Annotated in this window: 16 protein-coding genes; 6 read left to right on the plus strand and 10 right to left on the minus strand. The window is 70.1% G+C overall.

Annotation, left to right across the window (positions count from 1 at the left end; genetic code table 11):
• Positions 1-30 precede the first annotated feature (30 nt).
• A complete protein-coding gene (locus tag PO78_RS17335; RefSeq protein ID WP_043745507.1) occupies positions 31-648 on the plus strand; it encodes an HD domain-containing protein in 618 nt (205 codons plus the stop codon).
• A gap of 205 nt (positions 649-853) precedes the next feature.
• Here PO78_RS17335 and PO78_RS17340 read toward each other — a convergent pair whose 3' ends face one another.
• Positions 854-1900, minus strand: a complete 1047-nt coding sequence (locus tag PO78_RS17340) for an integrase (protein ID WP_043745510.1) — start codon at positions 1898-1900, stop codon at positions 854-856.
• Between the two features lie 327 nt (positions 1901-2227).
• Here PO78_RS17340 and PO78_RS17345 point away from each other — a divergent pair, with 327 nt between their 5' ends.
• Both PO78_RS17345 and PO78_RS17350 read left to right on the plus strand, forming a co-directional pair.
• Positions 2228-2518: a DUF5710 domain-containing protein gene (locus PO78_RS17345; protein ID WP_043745511.1), complete on the plus strand. Its 291-nt coding sequence runs from the start codon at positions 2228-2230 to the stop codon at positions 2516-2518.
• A 17-nt stretch (positions 2519-2535) separates the two neighbouring features.
• Positions 2536-3147, plus strand: a complete 612-nt coding sequence (locus tag PO78_RS17350) for a 3'-5' exonuclease (RefSeq protein ID WP_004316696.1) — start codon at positions 2536-2538, stop codon at positions 3145-3147.
• An 84-nt stretch (positions 3148-3231) separates the two neighbouring features.
• On the opposite strand, the gene PO78_RS17355 is transcribed toward PO78_RS17350, so the two are convergent.
• A complete protein-coding gene (locus tag PO78_RS17355) occupies positions 3232-3738 on the minus strand; it encodes a MaoC family dehydratase (RefSeq protein WP_043745514.1) in 507 nt (168 codons plus the stop codon).
• A gap of 185 nt (positions 3739-3923) precedes the next feature.
• On the opposite strand from PO78_RS17355, the gene PO78_RS17360 reads away from it, so the two are divergent.
• On the plus strand, positions 3924-5183 hold the full coding sequence (locus PO78_RS17360; RefSeq protein ID WP_043745518.1) for an Hsp70 family protein: 1260 nt from the start codon (positions 3924-3926) through the stop codon (positions 5181-5183).
• Here the strand turns inward: PO78_RS17360 and PO78_RS17365 are convergent.
• The 8 genes from PO78_RS17365 to PO78_RS17400 all read right to left on the minus strand — a co-directional run bounded on the left by PO78_RS17365 (position 5174) and on the right by PO78_RS17400 (position 15456).
• Positions 5174-6370 carry a methyltransferase gene (locus PO78_RS17365; RefSeq protein WP_012585210.1) on the minus strand — a complete coding sequence of 399 codons (1197 nt, stop codon included), beginning with the start codon at positions 6368-6370 and terminating at the stop codon, positions 5174-5176. The genes PO78_RS17360 and PO78_RS17365 overlap by 10 nt on opposite strands.
• 143 nt (positions 6371-6513) lie before the next feature.
• On the minus strand, positions 6514-7446 hold the full coding sequence (locus PO78_RS17370; protein ID WP_012585211.1) for a SphA family protein: 933 nt from the start codon (positions 7444-7446) through the stop codon (positions 6514-6516).
• Between the two features lie 88 nt (positions 7447-7534).
• Positions 7535-8986, minus strand: a complete 1452-nt coding sequence (locus PO78_RS17375) for an aldehyde dehydrogenase family protein (RefSeq protein ID WP_012585212.1) — start codon at positions 8984-8986, stop codon at positions 7535-7537.
• Positions 8987-9056: 70 nt separating this feature from the next.
• A complete protein-coding gene (locus tag PO78_RS17380; RefSeq protein ID WP_004328373.1) occupies positions 9057-10607 on the minus strand; it encodes an FAD-binding oxidoreductase in 1551 nt (516 codons plus the stop codon).
• Positions 10608-10662: 55 nt separating this feature from the next.
• A complete protein-coding gene (locus PO78_RS17385; RefSeq protein ID WP_012585214.1) occupies positions 10663-11253 on the minus strand; it encodes a hypothetical protein in 591 nt (196 codons plus the stop codon).
• A gap of 9 nt (positions 11254-11262) precedes the next feature.
• Positions 11263-11622 (minus strand): c-type cytochrome, encoded by a 360-nt coding sequence (locus PO78_RS17390; RefSeq protein WP_012585215.1) that lies wholly within the window; start codon positions 11620-11622, stop codon positions 11263-11265.
• 299 nt (positions 11623-11921) lie between these two features.
• Complete coding sequence (locus tag PO78_RS17395) at positions 11922-13319, minus strand: sigma-54-dependent transcriptional regulator (protein ID WP_004319523.1); 1398 nt, start codon at positions 13317-13319, stop codon at positions 11922-11924.
• Positions 13312-15456 (minus strand): XylR N-terminal domain-containing protein, encoded by a 2145-nt coding sequence (locus PO78_RS17400; protein WP_004319522.1) that lies wholly within the window; start codon positions 15454-15456, stop codon positions 13312-13314. The genes PO78_RS17395 and PO78_RS17400 overlap by 8 nt, the downstream gene beginning before the upstream one ends.
• A 246-nt stretch (positions 15457-15702) precedes the next feature.
• Between PO78_RS17400 and PO78_RS17405 the strand changes: the two genes are divergently transcribed.
• On the plus strand, positions 15703-18339 hold the full coding sequence (locus tag PO78_RS17405) for a GAF domain-containing protein (RefSeq protein WP_043745524.1): 2637 nt from the start codon (positions 15703-15705) through the stop codon (positions 18337-18339).
• Positions 18332-20015 (plus strand): putative bifunctional diguanylate cyclase/phosphodiesterase (locus PO78_RS17410; RefSeq protein ID WP_052484451.1); only part of this gene is annotated, 1684 nt, incomplete at its 3' end. The genes PO78_RS17405 and PO78_RS17410, both read left to right, overlap by 8 nt.

Genomic DNA, 20015 nt, shown 5'->3' on the forward strand with positions numbered 1-20015 from the left:
CGAAAAAACGACCACTCAGGAGCCCATTTCATGACCCAGAAGTTCGACACCGCCCTGTCGCTCGCCCTCGAAGCTCACGCGGGCCAGATCCGCAAAGGGACCGAGAACGCTCTTGGCTTGCCATTGCCCTACATCACGCACCCGGTTGCGGTGGCGACTTTGGTTCAACGCTATGGTGGCAACGAGGACCAAGTCATCGCGGCGCTGCTGCATGACGTCCTTGAGGACGGTGGTCCGCAGTGGGCGGAGCCAATCCGCGAAGCCTTCGGTGGCCAGGTCCTCGACCTCGTGCAGTTCTGTACCGATGGCCTGCCGGATGCCGAGGGGCAGAAAAGCCCCTGGCGCGAGCGGAAGGAGCGATACCTCGCCCACCTGCGCGCGGCAGAAGGCGACGGCGTTCTCGTCTCTGCCTGCGACAAGCTGGCCAACCTGCAGGCAATCCTGCTCGATCTGACGGAGATCGGTGAGTCGGTGTGGACGCGCTTCACCGGAGGCAAGGATGGATCGCTGTGGTACTACGCGGAGTTGGTCGAGGCCTTTGGCGGACGGGTGCCGGCGGCGCTGGAGGTGGCCTTGAGGCGTGACCTGGCGGCGGTGTTGGAGCTCGCATCGGCGCGGGTGGATGAGGCGACCAAGCAGTCTGCATAGTCGCCGTGCTCGTGCTACTCGCTAGTATCATGACGCTGATCTTGCACCGCGCAATGTGTAGCCGACTCGAGGCCGCCGAGGGGGGGCGAGCTGGTGCTCGCACGCAGATTCGCGTCCTTCGATTGAAAGCCGAACTCGGGTTGACCTGACTGGGCGGCCCGACTCTTCAGTAGGTCTGATACGAAGCGAGGACCGGATTCCCCTACTAGCCGAGCTTCCGAGCCAAGCGTTCCGCCTCGAAATGGGTGTATCGCTTTAATGTCTGAAGACTCTTGTGGCCCGATATGGCGGCAATCTCAAGCACGCTCAAATCTCCCCGCTCCCCTAGCCGGGAGAGTGCTTCATGGCGGAGGTCATGCCAGGTCAGACCGGTGATCCCTGCGACGGAGCATGCCCGATGGAATGCGTGCTGAAGCGTCGTGGGATGCGATATGTCGCCGAATACGCGGCCTGAGTCGTGAGTCGAGCGCTCTCGCAGGCCTTCGAGGATTTCGACAGCGGTGCTGGAGAGTGGCACCGAGCGAGGTTCCCCGCTTTTCGTATTTCTCAGCAGGATCAGTCGACGGCCCGTGTAGACGTCATTCCATAACAGGCTGAGCAGCTCGCCTTGGCGGATACCTGTCTCGATCGACAGTCTTATCGCGGGTGCGAGCAACTTGTTGACGTCCTCTGCGGCTGCCTTGAGGAGCGATTTCTCTTCCGCCGTTCCGGGCGGCAGCCTTTTCTCCCGTCCTTTGTTCTCTTTTGGACGAAGAACACGCTGCATCGGATTTCCCTGCGGAAGAGTTATTCCAAAGGCTCGTTCGGCAACGTCGAATATCTTGCTCAGCAGGTCCAGCTCCGTCTTGACTGTCGAGCTGCTTACACACGGGGCATTCTTTTTGTCCTTGAAGCGTGCGTCGGCATCCTGAAGCCTGGCGTCCCTGTAGCTTGCGATTACGGATGGGGTGATCTTAGATAGTGCGTAAGCTCCTAAGCGCTTCTCGAGCTGGTCCAGTTTGTATTCCCATGCCGCGCCGCGGTAGTGATCCTTTGCGTACTGCTCGCGGTACATCCTAGCCAGGGTGGAGAAGGACGTCTTGTCCGATTGCCTCGTGTCGAGCCAAGTACCTTGTTCCATCGCTAGTTCAGTGACGCGTGCAAATGCCTCTGCCTCCGCCCTTGTAGCGAACGTCTGTGCAAGCGGGGGGAAACCGTTCTTCCGGATCTTCACCCTTATCTGCATCGGGCCACGTTTCTCGAAAGTCGCCACTTTTCACCTCGTCAAGCAGCTGCTTCATGCTCCCTTCGCGGTTTTGGGACAATGTCAGCTGTGTGTCCCAAAGTGTCCCATTGGTGTCCCAAAAAAGCAAAAAAATACCTTGAAAGTCTTGCAAATAAAGGAAATACGTCCCCCTGCTAAGGGAGCATGCGGGCTAAAACTCGCATCGAGGGTTCGAATCCCTCCGTCTCCGCCAGAGCACTCAAGCCCCTGATCCATAAAGGGGCTTTTTTGCGTCCACACTGCGCAGAGCGGATGCGCCCGAAGCATCCCGCGGCGGCCTGTGCCGGACTTCCAACTTCCCGCCCGGTGACCCCCATGCGACACGACCTGAAGGTGCCCTTCGCCGAAAAGGACCAGGCGAAAAAGCTCGGTGCGCGCTGGGACGCTGCGCGCAAGCGCTGGTACATCGACGGCGGCCTCGATCCGGCCGTGTTCGCGAGGTGGCAGCCGATGCCGCACGACGCGGCGGCGTCGAGGCGAGGCGCGCCTGCCGGTGCCGAGGGCAAGGTGCAGGTCGGCAGCCGCTTCGTCGCGTTGCCGCGGGTGTGCGACTGCCTGCCCTGGGATGACTGCGACGTCTGCCGCCTGCAGGCGTGGCCGCAATAGACGGGGAGGGTGCAGGCATGGAAGCGGTGGCGGTGATCGACTTCGAGACCACGGGGCTGTCGCCTGCGCAGGGCGACCGCGCGACCGAGATCGCCGCGGTGATCGTGCGGGACGGCCGGGTGGTGGATCGCTACCAGAGCCTGATGAACGCGGGCGTGCGCATCCCGGCCCATATCGAATCCCTGACCGGGATCTCCAACGCGATGATCCGCAGCGCCCCGACTGCGGCGCAGGTGATGCGCGAGGTCGCGGACTTCATCGGCGGCATCCCCATGGTCGCCCACAACGCCGCATTCGATGCGAAGTTCTGGGATGCCGAGCTCGCTCGCATCGAGCGCGCGCGCAAGCAGGACTTCGTGTGTTCGCTGCTGCTGTCGCGCCGCCTGTTTCCGCTTGCCCCCAGCCACAGGCTCGGCGCACTGGTGGAGTACGCCAGGCTGCCGGTCGCCGGCCGCTTCCACCGTGCGCTCGCCGACGCCGAGATGGCGGCCAGCCTGCTGCTGCGCCTGGAAGAGGAGCTGCGCCAGCGCCACCGGGTCGCGCAGGTGTCGGTGGAGCTGCTGTGTCGCATCCAGCGCGCCTCGAAGGCGCAACTGCCGAAGTGCCTGGCGGCTGCACGTGAAGGGTGAGCGAACAGGCACGGGTGAGCGGCCGGGCGCGGGGCTCGCCCGCTCCCATCGGTGTCCGCATCCGCCGCGCTGTGTCCGCGCAGCTCAGGCCGCGGCGGGGGTGCGGCAGCCGATCAGATTCATCGCGAGCATGCTCAGGACCACCCTGTCGTGCTGGTTGAGCACCTCGATCTTCGAGCGCACCAGGCCACGGTCGGGCTTGGAGGCCGAACGCCGCGCCTCCACGATGGTGACCCGCGTGCTCAGCACGTCGTCCGGACGCACCGGCTCGAGCCAGCGCAGCTCGTCGATGCCGGGCGAGGCCAGGCTGGCGTTGTGGGTGAGGTAATGCTCCGAGTACATCCGCATCATCATCCCGCAGGTCATCCAGCCGCTGGCGATCAGACCGCCGAAGAGGGTGTCCGCAGCCTTCGCGGGGTCGGTGTGGAAATCCTGCGGGTCGTAGCGGCGCGCGAACTCGATGATCTCCTGCGCGGTGACGCGCATCTCGCCGAAGCGATGCACCGCGCCGGGGACGTAGTCCTCGAAATAGCGGTCGTCGATCGGGGTGGAGAAGGTGCTGGCGGGGGGCGTGGTGTCCTTGGAGTTCATGGTGCCGTGCTCGTGTGATGGATCGGGGCGATGTTAGCCCGAAGCACGGCGAGGGCGGGCGATCGTCGTGGCCGGTGCCTGCGAGATCGTGCCGCGCGAGCGCTCGCAGTCGGGCCGCGCGGGACGCATAATCGCGACCTTTCCGTTTGTGCGCGCCGAGTGCATCCCGTTCCGCGAGCGACCCCATGACCCAGCCTCCCCGCGCCTGCGGCATCGACTTCGGCACTTCCAACTCCACCGTCGGCTGGCTGCGCCCCGACGCGCCCATCCTCGTCCCGCTCGAGGACGGCCGCGCGACGCTGCCGTCGGCGGTGTTCTTCAACGCCGACGAGGATTCGATCCAGTTCGGCCGTGCGGCGCTCGCCGAATACCTCGAGGGCTACGAAGGGCGGCTGATGCGCGCGCTGAAGAGCCTGCTCGGCAGCAGCCTGATCGACGGGCAGACCGAGGTGAATGGCCGCGCGCTCGGCTTCCGCGAGCTGCTCGCGAGCTTCATCGGCGAACTCAAGGCACGCGCCGAGCGTGCGACGGGGCGCACCTTCGACCATGCGGTGTTCGGCCGCCCGGTGCACTTCGTCGATGAGGACGAGACCGCCGACCGCAAGGCCCAGGACACGCTCGAGGCCATCGCGCGCCAGGTGGGCTTTCGCGAGATCGGCTTCCAGTTCGAGCCGATCGGCGCCGCGCTGCACTACGAGCGCACCCTGAGCCGCGAGGAGCTGGTGCTGATCGCCGACATCGGCGGTGGCACGGCCGACTTCTCCATCGTCCGCCTGTCGCCGCAGCGCGCCCGCGCCGTCGAGCGCCGCGAGGATCTGCTCGGCAACGCGGGCATCCACATCGGCGGCACCGATTTCGACCGCGTCCTGAGCCTGGACTGCGTGATGCCGGTGCTCGGCTACCGCAGCCGCCTGCGCAACGGGGCCACGATGCCGGCGAGCGTGTATTTCCAGCTCGCCGCCTGGCACACGATCAATTTCGCCTACACCCGTCAGGTCTGGGCCGACCTGCAGCAGGTCTACCGCGATGCGCTCGCGCGTACCGAGCTCGATCGCCTGTGCCGGCTGATCAACCTGCGCGAGGGGCATTGGCTCGCGATGCAGGTCGAGGAGGCCAAGATCGCGCTGTCCGCGGCGGAGCGCACGCAGGTGGCGCTCGACCGCATCGAGCCCGGGCTGGTGCTCGAGCTTTCGCGCGCGGCCTTTACCGCGGCGACGCAGGGGCTGGTCGAGCGCGTCGGCGGCTGCGTGGCCGGCCTGCTCGCGGCCTCCGGTGTCGACCGGGAGCGCATCGACACGCTCTATTTCACCGGCGGTGCGAGCGGCGTGCCGCAGCTGCGCGCGCGCATCGCGGCCGAGCTGCCGCGGGCGCGATGCGTCGAGGGCGACCTGTACGGCAGCATCGGCGCCGGCCTCGCGGTCGAGGCGGCGCGGCGCTATGGCTGAAGCGGCCCCTCGCCACGCCGGCTGGCGAGGATCAGCAGGTTGCGCGGCGTCAGCGCGCGCTCGCAGAAGGTGCCGATCCTCGCCGTGAAGCCGCGCGCCTCGAAGCCGAGCACGAGGTCGAGCGCGAGCCACACCTCGAGCGCGCGCCGGAAGGCATGACGCACCAGCTCCAGGCGGCGCACCTCGTCGCGCCGGCGCTCGCCGACGGCCTCCCATTCCGCCCAGTCCAGCGCAGGCGGCAGGCGCAGGCCCTCGCGCTCGGCGAGGCGGCGGCAGAAGTCCTCGAAGCTGCCGTTCAGCCAGGCTGGTGGCACCGGGCGGAAGTGGGGCACGGGGCCGCCCTCGGCGGTCTGGCGCAGCGCGATGAAGCCGAGCTTCCAGGCCTGGTCGCGGGCGAGGCGGCGGCGGTCGTGGCGCGGCGCGGTCACGGTCTCGGTCACCGCCAGGCGCAGGGTTGCGGCATCGAGCTCGAGGCTGGCGTCGCGTCCGAGTGCCCGATAGCCGCCGTTGGCGCCGCGGTGGTAGCAGCACGGGGCGATGGCGTAGGCGGCCGCGTCGTCGCGGTCGGCGCTGCGTACCAGGCTGCGATGCAGCTCCCCGCAGGCGTGCAGCGCGAGCACCGCATGGCCGTGCAGGTGAGGGCGGGAGGCGGGATCGAGCGCGTCCGCGCACACCACGCGCTGCGGCAAGCGGCTGCGCTCGGCGAGCCGCTCCGCATCCGCGCACAGGGCCGGGTCGATCTCCAGCGAACGCACCGGCACGCCATCGGCGAGCGCCAGGCGGCGGCCGAGGTGGCCCTTGCCTGCACACCACTCGAGCAGTGGCAGGCCGGTGGCGGGCAGACGCGCGGCAAAAGCTTCGATCTGCGCTCGCTTGCGTCCGGGCACGCCGGCATCGAAGCGGCGGTCGGGCTCGGGCAGCGCGCGCGCCGGCAGGGCCGGCAGCGCGCACAATTCGACGCTGCGCAGGAGCGCGGGCAGGTGGGGGGCGAGCCAGCGCAGGGCCTCGTCCGGCTCCTGCACCAGCTGCTCGAGCGTGGCCTCGTCGAGTGCACGCAGCTCGGCGGCGAGTGCCGGCCGCTCGAAGCACCAGGGCGGGAGGCCGGCCTGGAAGGCGGGCGGACGCCACAGCGCGTCGTGGCTGGCGAGCAGGGCCTGCAGTTCGAGGAAGCGTTCGCGGTGGTTCATCGTGGGAGGAAAGGCGCGCCCGATACGCGCGCCGGTGGGCGGAAGGCGGTGGCGGCGGCAGGCATCCGACCCACGGGGTCGCCGCGGGGGCGGGGGCCGCGAACCTTCGATCCACCGCCCAGCCCACCGCCTTCCGGACCACGCTAGAACGGCATTACCAGCTTGAGCACCGCCTTGTCGCCGCCGAAGCGGTTCTCGCGCTCGAACTCGTGCTGCCATTGCGCGATCAGCATCGTACCGCCTTTGGTCGAGTAGGTCAGGCTGGGACCGGCCGCGAGCACCTCGCCCCGGCGTCCGCGCGACCACACCCCCGGGATGGCGGGGATGACCGTGCCGTCGACCTTGTCGTCCGTGGTCTGCTTGAGGTAGTAGCCCGACAGGCCCACGCCCCAGGGGCCGAAGCGGCGCCCGACGAGGTAGTCCATGTGGAAGTCGTCGCCGGAGTCGTATTTCTGCTTCGCCGCGCCGGGGCTTGCGCGGAAGTCGTCGTTGCCGCCCTTGATGTTGTACATCAGCTTGGCCGAGACCTCCCAGCCGCTCTGCGACAGCCAGGTGAAGGCGAAGATCGGTTCGAGGCTCCAGTAGTTGGCCCCGATGCTCGTACGCGGATCGCCCGACTTGTAGCGCCCGGTCGGCAGGTTGATGTCCAGCCCCACCGTCCAGTGCCAGTCGCCCTGGTGCCAGGCGACGATGAAGGGGTCGATGGTGAGGTCGCCCAGCCCGCTCGCCGAGGCGCTGCCGCCGCCGAGGTTCAGGCGCTGGTGCACCACGGGCAGGATCACGTGGCCCGCCCAGTCCCCGCCCAGCACCTTGATGCCGCTCACCTTGACGAAGCGAAAGGCGTTGAACCAGGCGCTCGCGGAGGTGCCGGCGACGCGCTTGCCCTCGCCGTTGTAGAGGTCGCCGCCGTAATGGCCGAAGTAGTTGATGAAGTAGTTGCCCGGCGGCGGCACCGCGCCGGCGAACCAGGTCTCGATTCCGTTCGGATACTGGTCGCCGCCTTCCTTGGCGCCGGCCGTGCCCGCGGCGAGCGCGCCGAGCGCGACGAGGACCGCGTTGCGAAGCTGCTTGTTCATGAAGTCTCCTCCCTGTGTTTTTCTGTCAATGCGATGCGATGCGATGCAGGCCGCGGCCTCGGGTTGCGGCCCCGGAGCCGCGGGCGCCTCAGAACGGGTAGTGGCGCGGGCTCGTCTGCAGGGTGATCCAGCGCAGCTCGGTGAAGGCTTCGATCCCGGCCTGGCCGCCGAAGCGTCCCCAGCCCGAATCCTTCACGCCGCCGAAGGGCATCTGCGCTTCGTCGTGCACCGTGGGCCCGTTGATGTGGCAGATGCCCGACTGGATGCGCCCGGCCACCTGCCAGGCGCGCGCGAGGTCGCGCCCGAACACTGCGGCGGCGAGGCCGAAGGGGTTGTCGTTGGCGCAGGCGATGGCGGCCTCGGTGCCCTGGACGCGCACGATCGCCTTCACCGGGGCGAAGGTCTCCTCGTGGTAGATGCGCATCTGCGCGCTGACGTGGTCGAGCAGCGTGGCGGGCATCAGCGTGCTGTCGGCCTTGCCGCCGCACACCAGCGTCGCCCCCTTGGCGAGCGCATCGTCGATCAGCGCGTTGCAGCGCTCGACCGTGCGCTGGTCGACCACCGAGCCGAGCACCACCGGGCCCTTGCGCGGGTCGCCCAGGGGCAGGGCGCGGGCGCGCGCCGCCAGGCGGGCGACGAAGTCGTCGGCCACCGCCGCATCGACGACGATGCGCTCGGTGGACATGCAGATCTGGCCCGAGTTGGCGAAGGCGCCGAAGGTGGCCGCCGCCACCGCGGCGTCGAGGTCGGCGTCGTCGAGCACGACGAAAGGCGCCTTGCCGCCGAGCTCGAGCACCGCCGGCTTGAGGTACCGGGCGCAGGTCTGCGCGATCAGGCGGCCGACGTGGGTCGAGCCGGTGAAGTTCACCCGGCGCAGCGCCGGGTGCGCGACCATGGCCTCGACCACCGCGCCGGCGTCGGCCGGGGCGTTGGTGACGAAGTTCACCACGCCCGCCGGCAGCCCGGCGTCCTGCAGCGCCTCGATGATCAGGCCGTGGGTGGCCGGGCACAGCTCCGAGCCCTTGAGCACCACGGTGTTGCCGCAGGCGAGCGGGGTGGCGATCGCGCGCACGCCCAGGATCACCGGGGCGTTCCAGGGCGCGATGCCGAGCACCACGCCAGCGGGCTGGCGCACCGCCATCGCCACCGAGCCGGGCACGTCCGAGGGCAGGATGCTGCCCTCGATGCGGGTGGTCAGCGCCGCCGCCTCGAGCAGCATGCCGGCCGCCAGGTGCACGTTGAAGCCGGCCCAGATCGCCGAGGCGCCGGTCTCGGCGGCCATCGCCGCGGTAAAGGCCTCGGCGCGCGCCTCGAGCGCGTGCGCCGCCTTCATCAGCAGCGCGCGGCGCTCGCCGGGGCCGGTGGCGGCCCACGCGGGGAAGGCCGCGGCGGCGGCCTCGACCGCGGCCACCGCGTCCGCAGCGGTGGCCGCGGGAGCGCGCGTGGCGACGCCGTGGTCGAGCGGGTTGCGGCGTTCGAAGCTGGCGCCGTCCGTGGCGCGGCGACGTTCGCCGCCGATCAGCAGGTGGATCTCGTTCATCGTTGGTTTCCTCTGCGCAAGGGCGGCCGCAGCGCACGCGTGGCACGTGCGCACGGCCGCCGGTGGGGGATCAGATGCTGATGCCGCAGCGTCCCGGGGCGATGATGTTGTTGGGGTCGAGGGCGCGCTTGAGGCGGCGCTCGACGTCGCGCTTGACCGGTCCGTAGGTGGCGGCGACCTTCTCGGCGAAGGCGGTATTGGCGCGATACACGCCGTAGCCCTCGCGGGCGAAGGCCTGCAGCAGCTCGTCGAAGCAGGCGTGGGCCTTCTTCATCTGCTCGGCATCGCTGCGATCGTAGAGCAGGTCGATGACGTGGTGCATGTCGCGCCAACCGACGATGAACTCGCCCACGTAGTCGAAGCCGTACTTGGCGAGGATGCCCTTGGCCAGCTGCATCTGCTTGAGCGTCTCGCTGCCCTTGGCCTGCGACACCGGCGCGAACCACATCGAGCCGCCGCCCCCGCGCCAGTTGTAGAGGTCGAATTCGCCGAGGTTGGGCTTGCCCTTCATGAGGTCGAAGCGGTACTGGGTGGCGCGCCCGCCCTGTTCGGTCGAGTCGGTGATCAGCGTGCCGCCGGTGGCCGCGGCCACCTGCTCGATGATCTTCCAGTTCGCCGCGTTGGTCTCCGGCGTGCCGTAGAGCGCGGCATACACGTTCCAGGCGCCGAGGTTGTGGTCCTTGCGGATCTTCTGCACCGCCTCGTCGCTGATCGCGCCCGGGCCCGGGTGGTAGTCGGCGCGATTGACCTTGGTGCAGGGCGCCTCCCACAGCGTGTGGGCGATCACCACCGCGTTGGGGATCACCATCGCGATGCGCAGCGGGCGCAGCGCGTCGACGATCTTGGTGATGTCGGTGTCTTCCGGGTACTGGATCAGGAAGGGACGGTAGTCGGGCGGCGCCGGCATCAGCCACATGCCCATCTTGGTGACGATGCCGTAGTTCGACTGGGTGAAGATGCCGTCCAGCGTCGGGCCGTAGCCCCACTTGAAGACCTGCCAGGTGTTCGAGCCTGGCATCGAGCCCATGCCGGTGCGCAGCACCTCGCCGTCGGCGAGCACCACCTCCATGCCCGACGAGAACAGGAAGTGCTCGCCGTAGGGCGTGTAGCCCACGCCGCGGTCGACCATGTTGCCGAGCGGGCCGGCGATCACGGAAGGGGCGGGGCAGGAGAACCACAGCGGCAGCTTCTTCTCCTGCAGGTAGTCGTAGAGCTGCTGGTAGGTCACGCCGGGCTCGACGAGCGCGGTGCACAGCTCGGCATCGACGTCGAGGATGCGGTTCATGCGGCGCAGATCCATGACCAGCTGGCCGCGCTCGACCGGGGCGGCCGAGCCGTAGCCCAGGTTCTTGCCGGTGGAGATCGGATACACCGGGATGCGGTGCTGGTTGAGCACCTTCATGATGGCCTGGATCTGCTCGACGCTGTCGGGCATCACCGCGGCGGACGGGGCGTGCTGCTCGTCGGGCACGGCCATCATGATCTTGTTGTAGGGGGCGAGGGCGGTGTCCTCGGCCACGACGTATTCGGCGCCGACGATCGCGCGGATCTGGGCGAGGGCCTGTTCGAAGTCGTTCGCACTGACGCCCTTGGGCAGCACGTTGCGCGGGGTGGTGGTCATGGTTTCTCCGGGTGCGGAAGGCAGGGGAATGGCGTTCGGGTGGTGGTCCGGAGGGTCAGAGCCGGATCAGGAAGGAGGCGAGCGCTTCGTCGCCGCCCGGGACTGCGGGCAGCGACGTGCGTGCGCCCGGGGTGGTTTCGCCGAGGGTGGCGAGGTAGAAGCGCTCGACGTGCGTGGCCGGATGCGAGGCCGGTTCGTGCCAGGCGAGCGCCTCGCCGCAGCCGGTGGCGCTGCAGGTATGGCGGGTCGCGCCCTGCGAGGCGAGGCGATGGTGGCCGTGGGCGAGCAGGTGCGCGCCGCGGCTCGACGCCATCGCCAGGAAGACGATCGCCGAGGCGTCGTCCATCACGCCGAGGAGGCGGGTGCCGTGCGGCAGCGCGAGCAGCGCGTCGACCTGCTCGGGGCGGCGCAGCGCGGCGGCGTCGCGGGCGTGCACCGGCAGCGGCCGTCCGCCATGGCCGAGCGCGGCGGCGAGGCGTTGCGCGAGGGTGACCGCGCCGCTGCGGTCGGCCTGGCCGATCACCACGACCGCAGCCGCCGCGCCCGCAGGCGAGACCAGCGCCGCCGCGGTCGCGGGCAGGCTGGCGAGCGGGGCACCGAGCAGCATGCCGCCGCCCGTCCGGCGGAAGAATTCGCGTCTGTCCATGGTCGGCTCCTACTGCGCTTTCGTGGCGGGTGCGGCGCTCGGGGCCGGCGAGGCGGGCGAGGCCGTCGAGGCCTTGGAGGCCGGCGATTGCGACACCCAGCGTGCGACGCTGGCGAGGGCGGCGTTGTCGATCTCGCTGCTGCGGAAGCTCGGCATCGCGCGGAAGCCGTGGCGCACGACGTTCTCGATGTAGGCCGCGGGCAACGCGCGACCGAGGATCGCCGGGCCGACGCCCTTGTCGTGGCAGAAGCTGCACACCTTGGCGTAGGTGCGGTCGCGCCCCTCGGCGGGGGGATCGGCCGCAAGGGCGATGTGGGCACAGCTCAGCGCGAGGCTGGCGACGAGGATTCGGATCTTGTTCGACTGCATGGTTCTCCTCCTGGGCTGGGGTATGGATTCCCCGTTGGAGGAGTACAAAGCAAGGGGCGGGCCAGGGAGCGTCTAATTGTTGAATATCAAACAATCGCGCGGATCGTGTGCGTGTGCCGGCCTCGCCGGCAGCAGGGGAGGTGTCGCGGTTTGCGACAGCGGGGACCGGGCAGGGCGCTGCACGGAGGGGCGAAGAGAGGGCGAGACCCGCGGCGGACGCGGGTTGCGGGGAGAGCGTCCTGTCCTGCGACAGTGTTGCAGGATGCGACGGGCACACCCTGCGGCGTGCCCGCATGCCCTTACGGTCGCGCGCCTTCGTCCGCGTGCGGGCGCAGCAGGCGGTAGATGGTCGAGCGCGCGATGCCGAGCCGGGTGGCGGCGGCGCTGACGTTGCCGTCGAGCTTGTCCACCACCCAGCGCAGGTAGGCCTGCTCCATCTCGGCAAGCGGGACGATGCGCTCGAAGCCGGTCCGGCCAGTGCTCGCGACCGTCCTGGCGCCGGGGTGCAGCAAGGCATCGACGCGCGCCGCGTCGATGCGGTCGCCGTCGGCGAAGACGAGCAGGCGCTCGACCACGTTGCGCAGCTCGCGCACGTTGCCCGGCCAGGCATAGTCGATCAGGCGCTGCAGGGCCTGGGGCTCGACGCGCGGGGCGGGCGTGCCGGGGTGGCGCCGCACCGCCTGGTGCAGCAGGTGCTCGACCAGCAGCGGGATGTCCTCGCGGCGCTCGCGCAGCGGCGGCACGACGATGTGGACGACGTCGAGCCGGTACAGCAGGTCGTGGCGGAAGCGGCCCGCGGCCACGAGCGCCTCCAGGTCGCGGTGGGTGGCGGCGATCACGCGTGCGCCGGTGCGGCGCACGGCGCTGGCGCCGAGCGGGCGGAACTCGCCGCTGTCGAGTACGCGCAGCAGCTTGGCCTGGCAGGCGAGCGGCAACTCGCCGATCTCGTCGAGGAAGAGGGTGCCGGCGCTCGCCAGCTCGAACAGGCCCTCGCGGTCCGCACTCGCGCCGGTGAAGGCGCCGCGCTTGTGGCCGAAGAGCTCGCTCTCGACCAGCTCGCCTTCGAGCAGGCCGCAGTTCACCGGGACGTAGGCCTCGCCCGCGCGCCGGCTCCAGCGGTGCAGCGCGGCGGCCACCACCTCCTTGCCGGCGCCGCTCTCGCCGGTGAGCAGCACCGGCACGTCGAGCGCCGCCGCGCGGCGCACCTGCTCGAGCATCCGCAGCCACGCCGGGCTGTCCCCGACCATGCCGTCGTCGTCGCGGCTGCGCAGGCGCGCCACCTCGACCGAGAGCGCGTCGCAGCGGCGCGCGAGCGCGCTGCGTTCGAGCGCGCGCGCGACCACGAGGTCGAGCTCGGTGAGCTGGTAGGGCTTGGTGAGGTAGTCGAAGGCGCCCAGCTTCATCGCCGCGATCGCGCTGTCGATGCTGCCGTGGCCGGTCAGCACCACGACCTCGGTGCGCGGCGCGAGCTGCTTGATGCGCTCGAGCAACTCGATGCCGTCCATGCCCGGCATCTTGATGTCGATGAGGGCGAGCTCGACACCGCCGCCCTCGATGCAGCGCAGCGCGCCCTCGCCGTCGCCGGCCTCGCTGATGCGGTAGCCCTGGCGGCCGAGGCGGCCGCCGAGCAGCTCGCGGTAGAGCTCCTCGTCGTCGACGATGAGGACGTGGCGATCGGTGATGGGTCGATCAGTCATGCTTCGCGGCTCCCGGTCCGTCTTCCGCAAGCGGCAGCACCAGGCGGAACCAGGCCCCGCCCTGGGGGCGGTTGCCGCAGGCGATGCGGCCACCCAGCTCGTTGATGATCGCGTAGCAGATCGACAGGCCCAGCCCGGTGCCCTTGCCCGGTGGCTTGGTGGTGAAGAAGGGATCGAACACGCGTTCGGCGACCCCCGGCGCGAAACCCGGCCCGCTGTCGCCGATCTCGATCTCGATGCCTTCGCCGACGGCGCGTGCGGCGATGTCGATGCGCCCGCTGCCGTTCATCGCGTCGCAGGCGTTCTTGATCAGGTTCTGCAGCACCTGTTCCAGCAGGGCCGGGCTGGTGCCGGCCTGAGGCAGACCCGGTGCGATGTCGACCGCGAGCTCGACGCCGCGGGTGAGGCCGGCGTCGTTGAAGAAGGCCAGGCGTTCGGCGACGAAGAGGCCCACGTCCACCGTCTCCAGGCTGGCGCTCTGGCGGCGCGAGAAGGCGAGCAGGTTGGCGGTGATCGCCTTGCAGCGGTGGGCCTGCTGCTGGATGGTGGCCAGTCCGCGGCGCAGCTGCGCGAGCCGCCGGTCGTCGCCGAGCGGCGTGCATTCGTCGAGCAGGGCCTGGAGTTCCTCGGCATAGCCGGACACCAGGCCGAGCGGGTTGTTGATCTCGTGCGCCACGCCCGAGGCGAACTGGCCGAGCGCGCTCAGGCGGTTGGCCTGCGCGAGCTCGCGCTCCATCTGCCGGCGCGCGGTGATGTCGCGCGCCACGCCGATCACACCCTCGGCGACGTCGCGGCCGACGAAGAGGGTGGAGTTGACCTCGAGCACCACGCTGCTGCCCTCGCGTCCGGAGAGCGCGATCTCGAAGGGCCGGCCGGCCTCGCCGGCGATGCGGCGGGCAAAATCGCGCTCGATGCGTGCGGCCGAAGAGGCCGGCATGAAGTCGCCGACGGCGTGCCCGATCGCCGCCTCGGGTGCGGCACCGAGCAGCTCGGCCATGCGGGTGTTGACGAAGCTCAGCCGGCCCTGGCCGTCGAGGATATAGACCGCCTCGTTGATCACGTCCTGGATCTGCTGCTCGCGCGACTCGATGCGGCGCGCGTACTCGGTGAGCTCGCGCTCGCGTTCGAGCTGGGCGCTGATGTCGAGCGCCAGCCCGCTGTAGCCCACGATGCGATCGTCCTTGAGCACGGGCTCGACCTGCAGCCGTACCGGGAAGGGCAGGCCTGCGGCGTCGCGCATCACCAGGTCGAGCGTGGTGGTGCTGCGGCGTGCCGCGATCTCCTTGAGGAAGGCGGTGGCGCGCGCGGTGTAGTCGGGCAGCACGAGGTCCTTCAGGCGCAGCGCGTGCAGCCGCGCCTCGCTCACCCCGAGGCGCAGGCGCGCCGCCTTGTTCAGGTGCAGCAGGCGCCCCGAGGCGTGCAGCGCGAACGCCATCTCGGGGAGGTCCTCGATGAGGTTGCGGTAGCGTTGCTCGGAGGCCTCGAGCTCGCGGGTGCGCTCATGCACCCGGCTCTCGAGCAGGTTGAGGCGGTCGCGCAGGTTGAGCGGCTTGAAGTATTCGCGCAGGCCGGCGAGCTCGGGCGCGCAATCGCTGGCGTTCATCAGCGTCCACGCGCAGTGGGGATCACCGCGCCCCTCGCAGGCCGTCTCCACGCAGATCATGTCGGCCTGCAGCACCCGCGAGGCGAAGCCCGAGGCATAGCCGGTCAGCGTCCAGCACACCGGCTCGTCGGCGCGACCGAACAGGCGCAGGTGCTGCTCGGCCTCGTAGGAGTGCCGCCAGCGCCCGCTCATGCGGTAGCGCCCGCTGGCATGGTCGAGCTCGAGCGCATCGGGCGCGACCTCGGCGATGCCCGAGAACATGTGGGTGCGCGGTCCGCCGAGGATGAACTCCTCCAGGCTGTCCGGATGCATGTAGGCGGCAAGCAGCTCGGCATCCTCGTAGCCGCAGCTGAAGCCGTAGCGCGTGAGCACCACCTTGGCGATCTCGCTGCCCAGGGTCTCGACCAGCTCCTTGCGCAGCGCGCCCATCGAGTCGGCATGGACGAGGATCGCCCGCCGCCCGCAAAAGCGGATCGCGCCGCTGTCGGGCATGAAGTCGATCAGCGCGTGGAAGTCGAGCTCGTCCGAACGCATCGCCGGCAGGATCTCCGTGCGGCCAGGGAAGAAACCCGGCGGCGGCCGAGGCCGTCCCCCGGGGACCGCGCAGTCTCGCGCAATTCGTCCTCCCCGTCCATGCCGCGACGAACGCGGTTGCGCGGCTGCGCCGGGCCCCGGCGTCTCGCGCCGCATGCGCCGGGGCGTGCGCTGGCTCACGGCGCAGATCGGCGAGAGCGGCTACCCTGATGCCTTTACGCATACCCTGCGTGCATGGATCCCGCGATGATCGACCCAGGACTGCCGGCCGACGAGCCCGAGCGCCTCGCCGAACTGCGTGCGCTGGCGATACTCGACACGCCCCGCGAGGACGCCTTCGACAACCTGATGCAACTGGCCGCGTCGATCTTCGGCGTGCCGATCGCGCTCGTCTCGCTCGTGGACGATGCGCGCCAGTGGTTCAAGTCGGCGCACGGGCTGTGCGTGGCGCAGACTCCGCGCGACGTCTCCTTCTGCACCCATGTGGTGTTCTCCAACGCGCCCCTGGTGGTCGAGGACGCCGCGCGCGACCCGCGCTTCGCCGACAACCCGCTCGTCACCGCTGCGCCGCAGGTGCGCTTCTACGCCGGCGAGCCCCTGCGTTCGGACCAGGGGTTCGTGCTCGGCACCCTGTGCGTCATCGACACCGTGCCGCGCCGCTTCGAGGAGGCCGAACGCGCACGCCTGCGGCTGCTCGCGCGCCAGGCCGAGCAGTTGATCCGCCTGCACCGCAAGCGCCAGCGCCTGGCCGACGAGGCGCGCCGCAGCGCGCGCATCGCGGCGCGCTACCAGGCCATCACCGAGGGCGCGGCCGCCGGCATCCTGCGCATCGACGGGCGCGGGCGGATCATCGAGGTCAACCGCTTCGCCTGCGCGCTGTTCGGCTACGAAGAGGCGGAGCTGCGCGGGCACAACGTGCGCATGCTGATGCCCGAGCCCTTCCGTTCCGCGCACGACGGTCATCTCGAGGCCTACCAGCGCACCGGCGTGGCGCGGGTGATCGGTAAGGGCACCGAGGTCGACGCGCTGCACCGCGACGGCCGCCACATCCCGGTGCAGCTCACCGTCAGCGAGGTGAGCCAGGGCGCGCAGGCGGACGACTTCGAGGGCCGCCACTTCATCGGCATCCTGTCCGACCTGCGCGACGTGCATCAGGTGCGCGAGCGCGAGCGTCAGGAGCGCGCGCTGCTCGAGGTGCTGCACCGCGGCCTCACCGACTACCACGCGCTGATCTCGGGCAATACGCTGTGGGGCTTCCTGAAGGACGCGCTGTGCGCGCTCACCGGCAGCGCGTATGGGTTGATCGGCGAGGTGGAGCACGGCGAGGGCGGCCCGGCGCTCAAGATCCACGCCATCACCGACCTGTCCTGGAACGACGAGACCCGCGGGCTGATGCGCAAGCTGGTGCGCGGGGACATGCGCCTGAGCAACCCGGCGAGCATGCTCGGGCGCGTCTTCGCCCGCGGCGAGGTGGTGCTCTCCAACGCCATGCGGTCCGATCCGCGCGGCGGCGCGATGCCGCCCGGGCATCCGCCGCTGTCGCGCTACCTCGGCGTGCCGATCATGGACCGCGGCGAGGTCATCGGCATGTTCGCGATCGCCAACGCGCCGCAGGACTATCCGGACGAGCTGGTCGACTGGCTCAAGCCCTTCACCTCGACCTGCGCACTGCTGATCAACCTGTACCGCCTGTTCAAGGAGCAGCAGCGCTTCACCGAAGAGCTGCAGCAGGCGCGCGACCAGGCCGAGAAGGCGAACCAGGCCAAGACCGAGTTCCTGTCCTCGATGAGCCACGAGTTGCGCACGCCGCTCAACGCCATCCTCGGCTTCGCCCAGCTGCTGCAGAACGGCCGCCAGCCGCTGTCCGAGCGCCAGCTCCGCCAGGTCGAGCAGATCGCCCGCAGTGGCAGGCACCTGCTGCAGCTGATCAACGAGGTGCTCGATCTCGCCCGCATCGAGTCGGGCAGGCTGCAGGTCTCGCTCGAGCCCATGCTCGCGCACGACGTGATCGAGGACGCCGCCCAGATCGTCCTCCCGCTCGCGGAGCAGCAGGGCATCGCGCTGGCGCTGCCGCCGGCGCAGGCCTGCGCGCTGCGCTTCACGGGCGACTACACCCGGGTGAAGCAGATCCTCATCAACCTGCTTGGCAACGCGATCAAGTACAACCGCCCCGGCGGCGCGGTCGAGGTGCGCTGCGAGGCGGTCGGCGGGCGCTGCCGGATCGGCGTCGTCGATACCGGCATCGGCATCCCGGCGGGCCGGCTGGGCGAACTCTTCCAGCCCTTCAACCGCCTCGGCGCCGAGTCCGGCAGCGTCGAGGGCACCGGCGTCGGGCTCGCGCTCACCCGCAAGCTGGTGGATCTGATGCACGGCGAGCTCGGCGTGCACAGCCGCGAGGGCGAGGGCAGCGCGTTCTGGTTCGAGCTGCCCTTGTGCGAACAGGTGCCGGCGGTCCGCGACGAGGCGCGTGCAGCGGCCGCGCCGCAAGCCCTGAGCCGGCGCCACCGGGTGCTCCACGTCGAGGACAATCCCGCCAACCGCCAGCTGATGCAGGACGTCTTCGAGGACGTCGGCCAGGCCGTGCTGCACAGCGTGGATTCGGCCGAGGCCGGCATCGAGGCGGCCTGCTCCGATCCGCCCGACCTCATCCTCATGGACATCGACCTGCCCGGCATGAGCGGTCTGGAGGCGCGCGCCCTGCTCGCGCGCAACCCGCTCACCGCACACATCCCGGTGCTGGCGATCTCCGCCGCGGCCTCGCCGCACACCGTGCGCAAGGCGCGCGAGGCGGGCTTCATCGACTACGTGACCAAACCCTTCGACGTTCCTGCCCTCGTCGCGCGCCTCGGGCAGATCCTCGAACACAGGAGCAGCGATGACTGATCGCGTCCCCATGCAGGCCGACGCCGACATCCTGATCGTCGACGACAACCCCGCCAACGTCGAGCTGCTGCTCGCCCTGCTCGAAGACGCGGGCTACCTGCGTCTCGAAGGCATCACCGACCCGCGCAGGGTGGCGGCGCGGGTGGCGGAGCACGCGCCCGACCTCATCCTGCTCGATGTGCGCATGCCGCACCTGAACGGCCTCGAGCTCATGGAGCGGCTGTCGGCGGGCGGCGCGGAGGCGCCGGCGGTCATCATCCTCACCGCGCAGATCGACGATGCCACCCGTTACCGCGCGCTCGAACTCGGCGCGCGCGATTTCCTCACCAAGCCCTTCGACCAGGTCGAGGTGTTGCAACGCATCCGCAACGTCCTGCACATGCAGCGCCTGATGAAGGAGCGCGCCGAACGCGCGGAACTGCTCGAAGCGCTGGTCGCCGAACGCACGCAGGAACTCGTCGCGCGCGCGCGCCACGATCCGCTCACCGGCCTGCCCAACCGGCTGTCGCTGCTCGACGAGCTCGGTGCATGGCTGGCGGCGCGGCGTGACGCCGCGGTGCTCTTCCTGTCGATCGAGGGCATGGACGAGGTTTCGCGCCTGCACGGCTTCGGCGTGGCCGACGAGCTCGCGCGCGCGGCAGCGCGGCGGCTGCGCGAATGCGTCCCGGAGGGCTTCCTCGCGGTGTGGAACAGCACGCAGTGGGTCCTGCTGTGCGACTGTGCTCCGGCGAGGGGCGCGACCGGCGCGCTCGCCGAGCGGCTGCTCGCCGGCTTCCGCCCGCCGGTCGAGGTCGAACACATGCGGCTGCACCTCGGTCTGCGCATCGGCATCGCCGCCGAGGCGGACGAGCGCAGCCCGGAGCAGCTCGTGCGCATGGCGGCGCTCGCGCTGCCCGCAGGCGAGGGGCAGTGGCAGGCCTACGAGGCCGAGCTCGAGACGCGGATGCAGCGCCGCAACGGCATCCGCGAGGCCTTGCGCGGCGCGGTCGGGCGCGACGAGTTCTCGCTGGTGTACCAGCCCAAGGTGGAGCTGTGCAGCGGCGACATCGTCGGCGTCGAGGCCCTGCTGCGTTGGGACAGCAGCGCCTACGGACGCGTTTCGCCCGCCGAGTTCGTCCCCATCGCCGAGGCCAGCGGCGAGATCCTCGCGATCGGCGGCTGGGTCGTGCGCGCCGCGCTCGCCACGCTGCGGCGCTGGCGCGAGGCGAGGCGCGTCGCCGACGTATTCGGCATGGCGATCAACGTATCGACCCAGCAGCTCATGCAGCCGGACTTCGCCGAGCGCCTCGTCGCCGAGGTCGAGGCCAGCGGCGTGCCGCCCGCGGCGCTCGAGCTCGAGGTCACCGAATCCGGCCTGATGCAGGACATGGCGCTCGCCGCCCGCCACCTCGACCACCTCGCGCGCGCGGGCTTCCGCATCGCGATCGACGACTTCGGCACCGGGCATTCCTCGCTCGCCTACCTCAAGGCCTTGCCGGTCTCGGTGCTCAAGATCGACCGTGCCTTCATCCGCGAGCTCCACGCCAATCCCGCCGACCAGCGCCTCACCGGCACCGTGATCGACATGGCGCGGCATTTCGAATTCATCACGGTTGCCGAGGGCGTGGAGCAGGAGGCCCAGCTCGAACGCCTCATGGACATGGGCTGCGACCTCGTCCAGGGCTTCATGTTCGCCC

Origin of the sequence: Thauera sp. SWB20 (assembly GCF_000831325.1) — a bacterium.
GTDB lineage: Bacteria > Pseudomonadota > Gammaproteobacteria > Burkholderiales > Rhodocyclaceae > Thauera > Thauera aminoaromatica.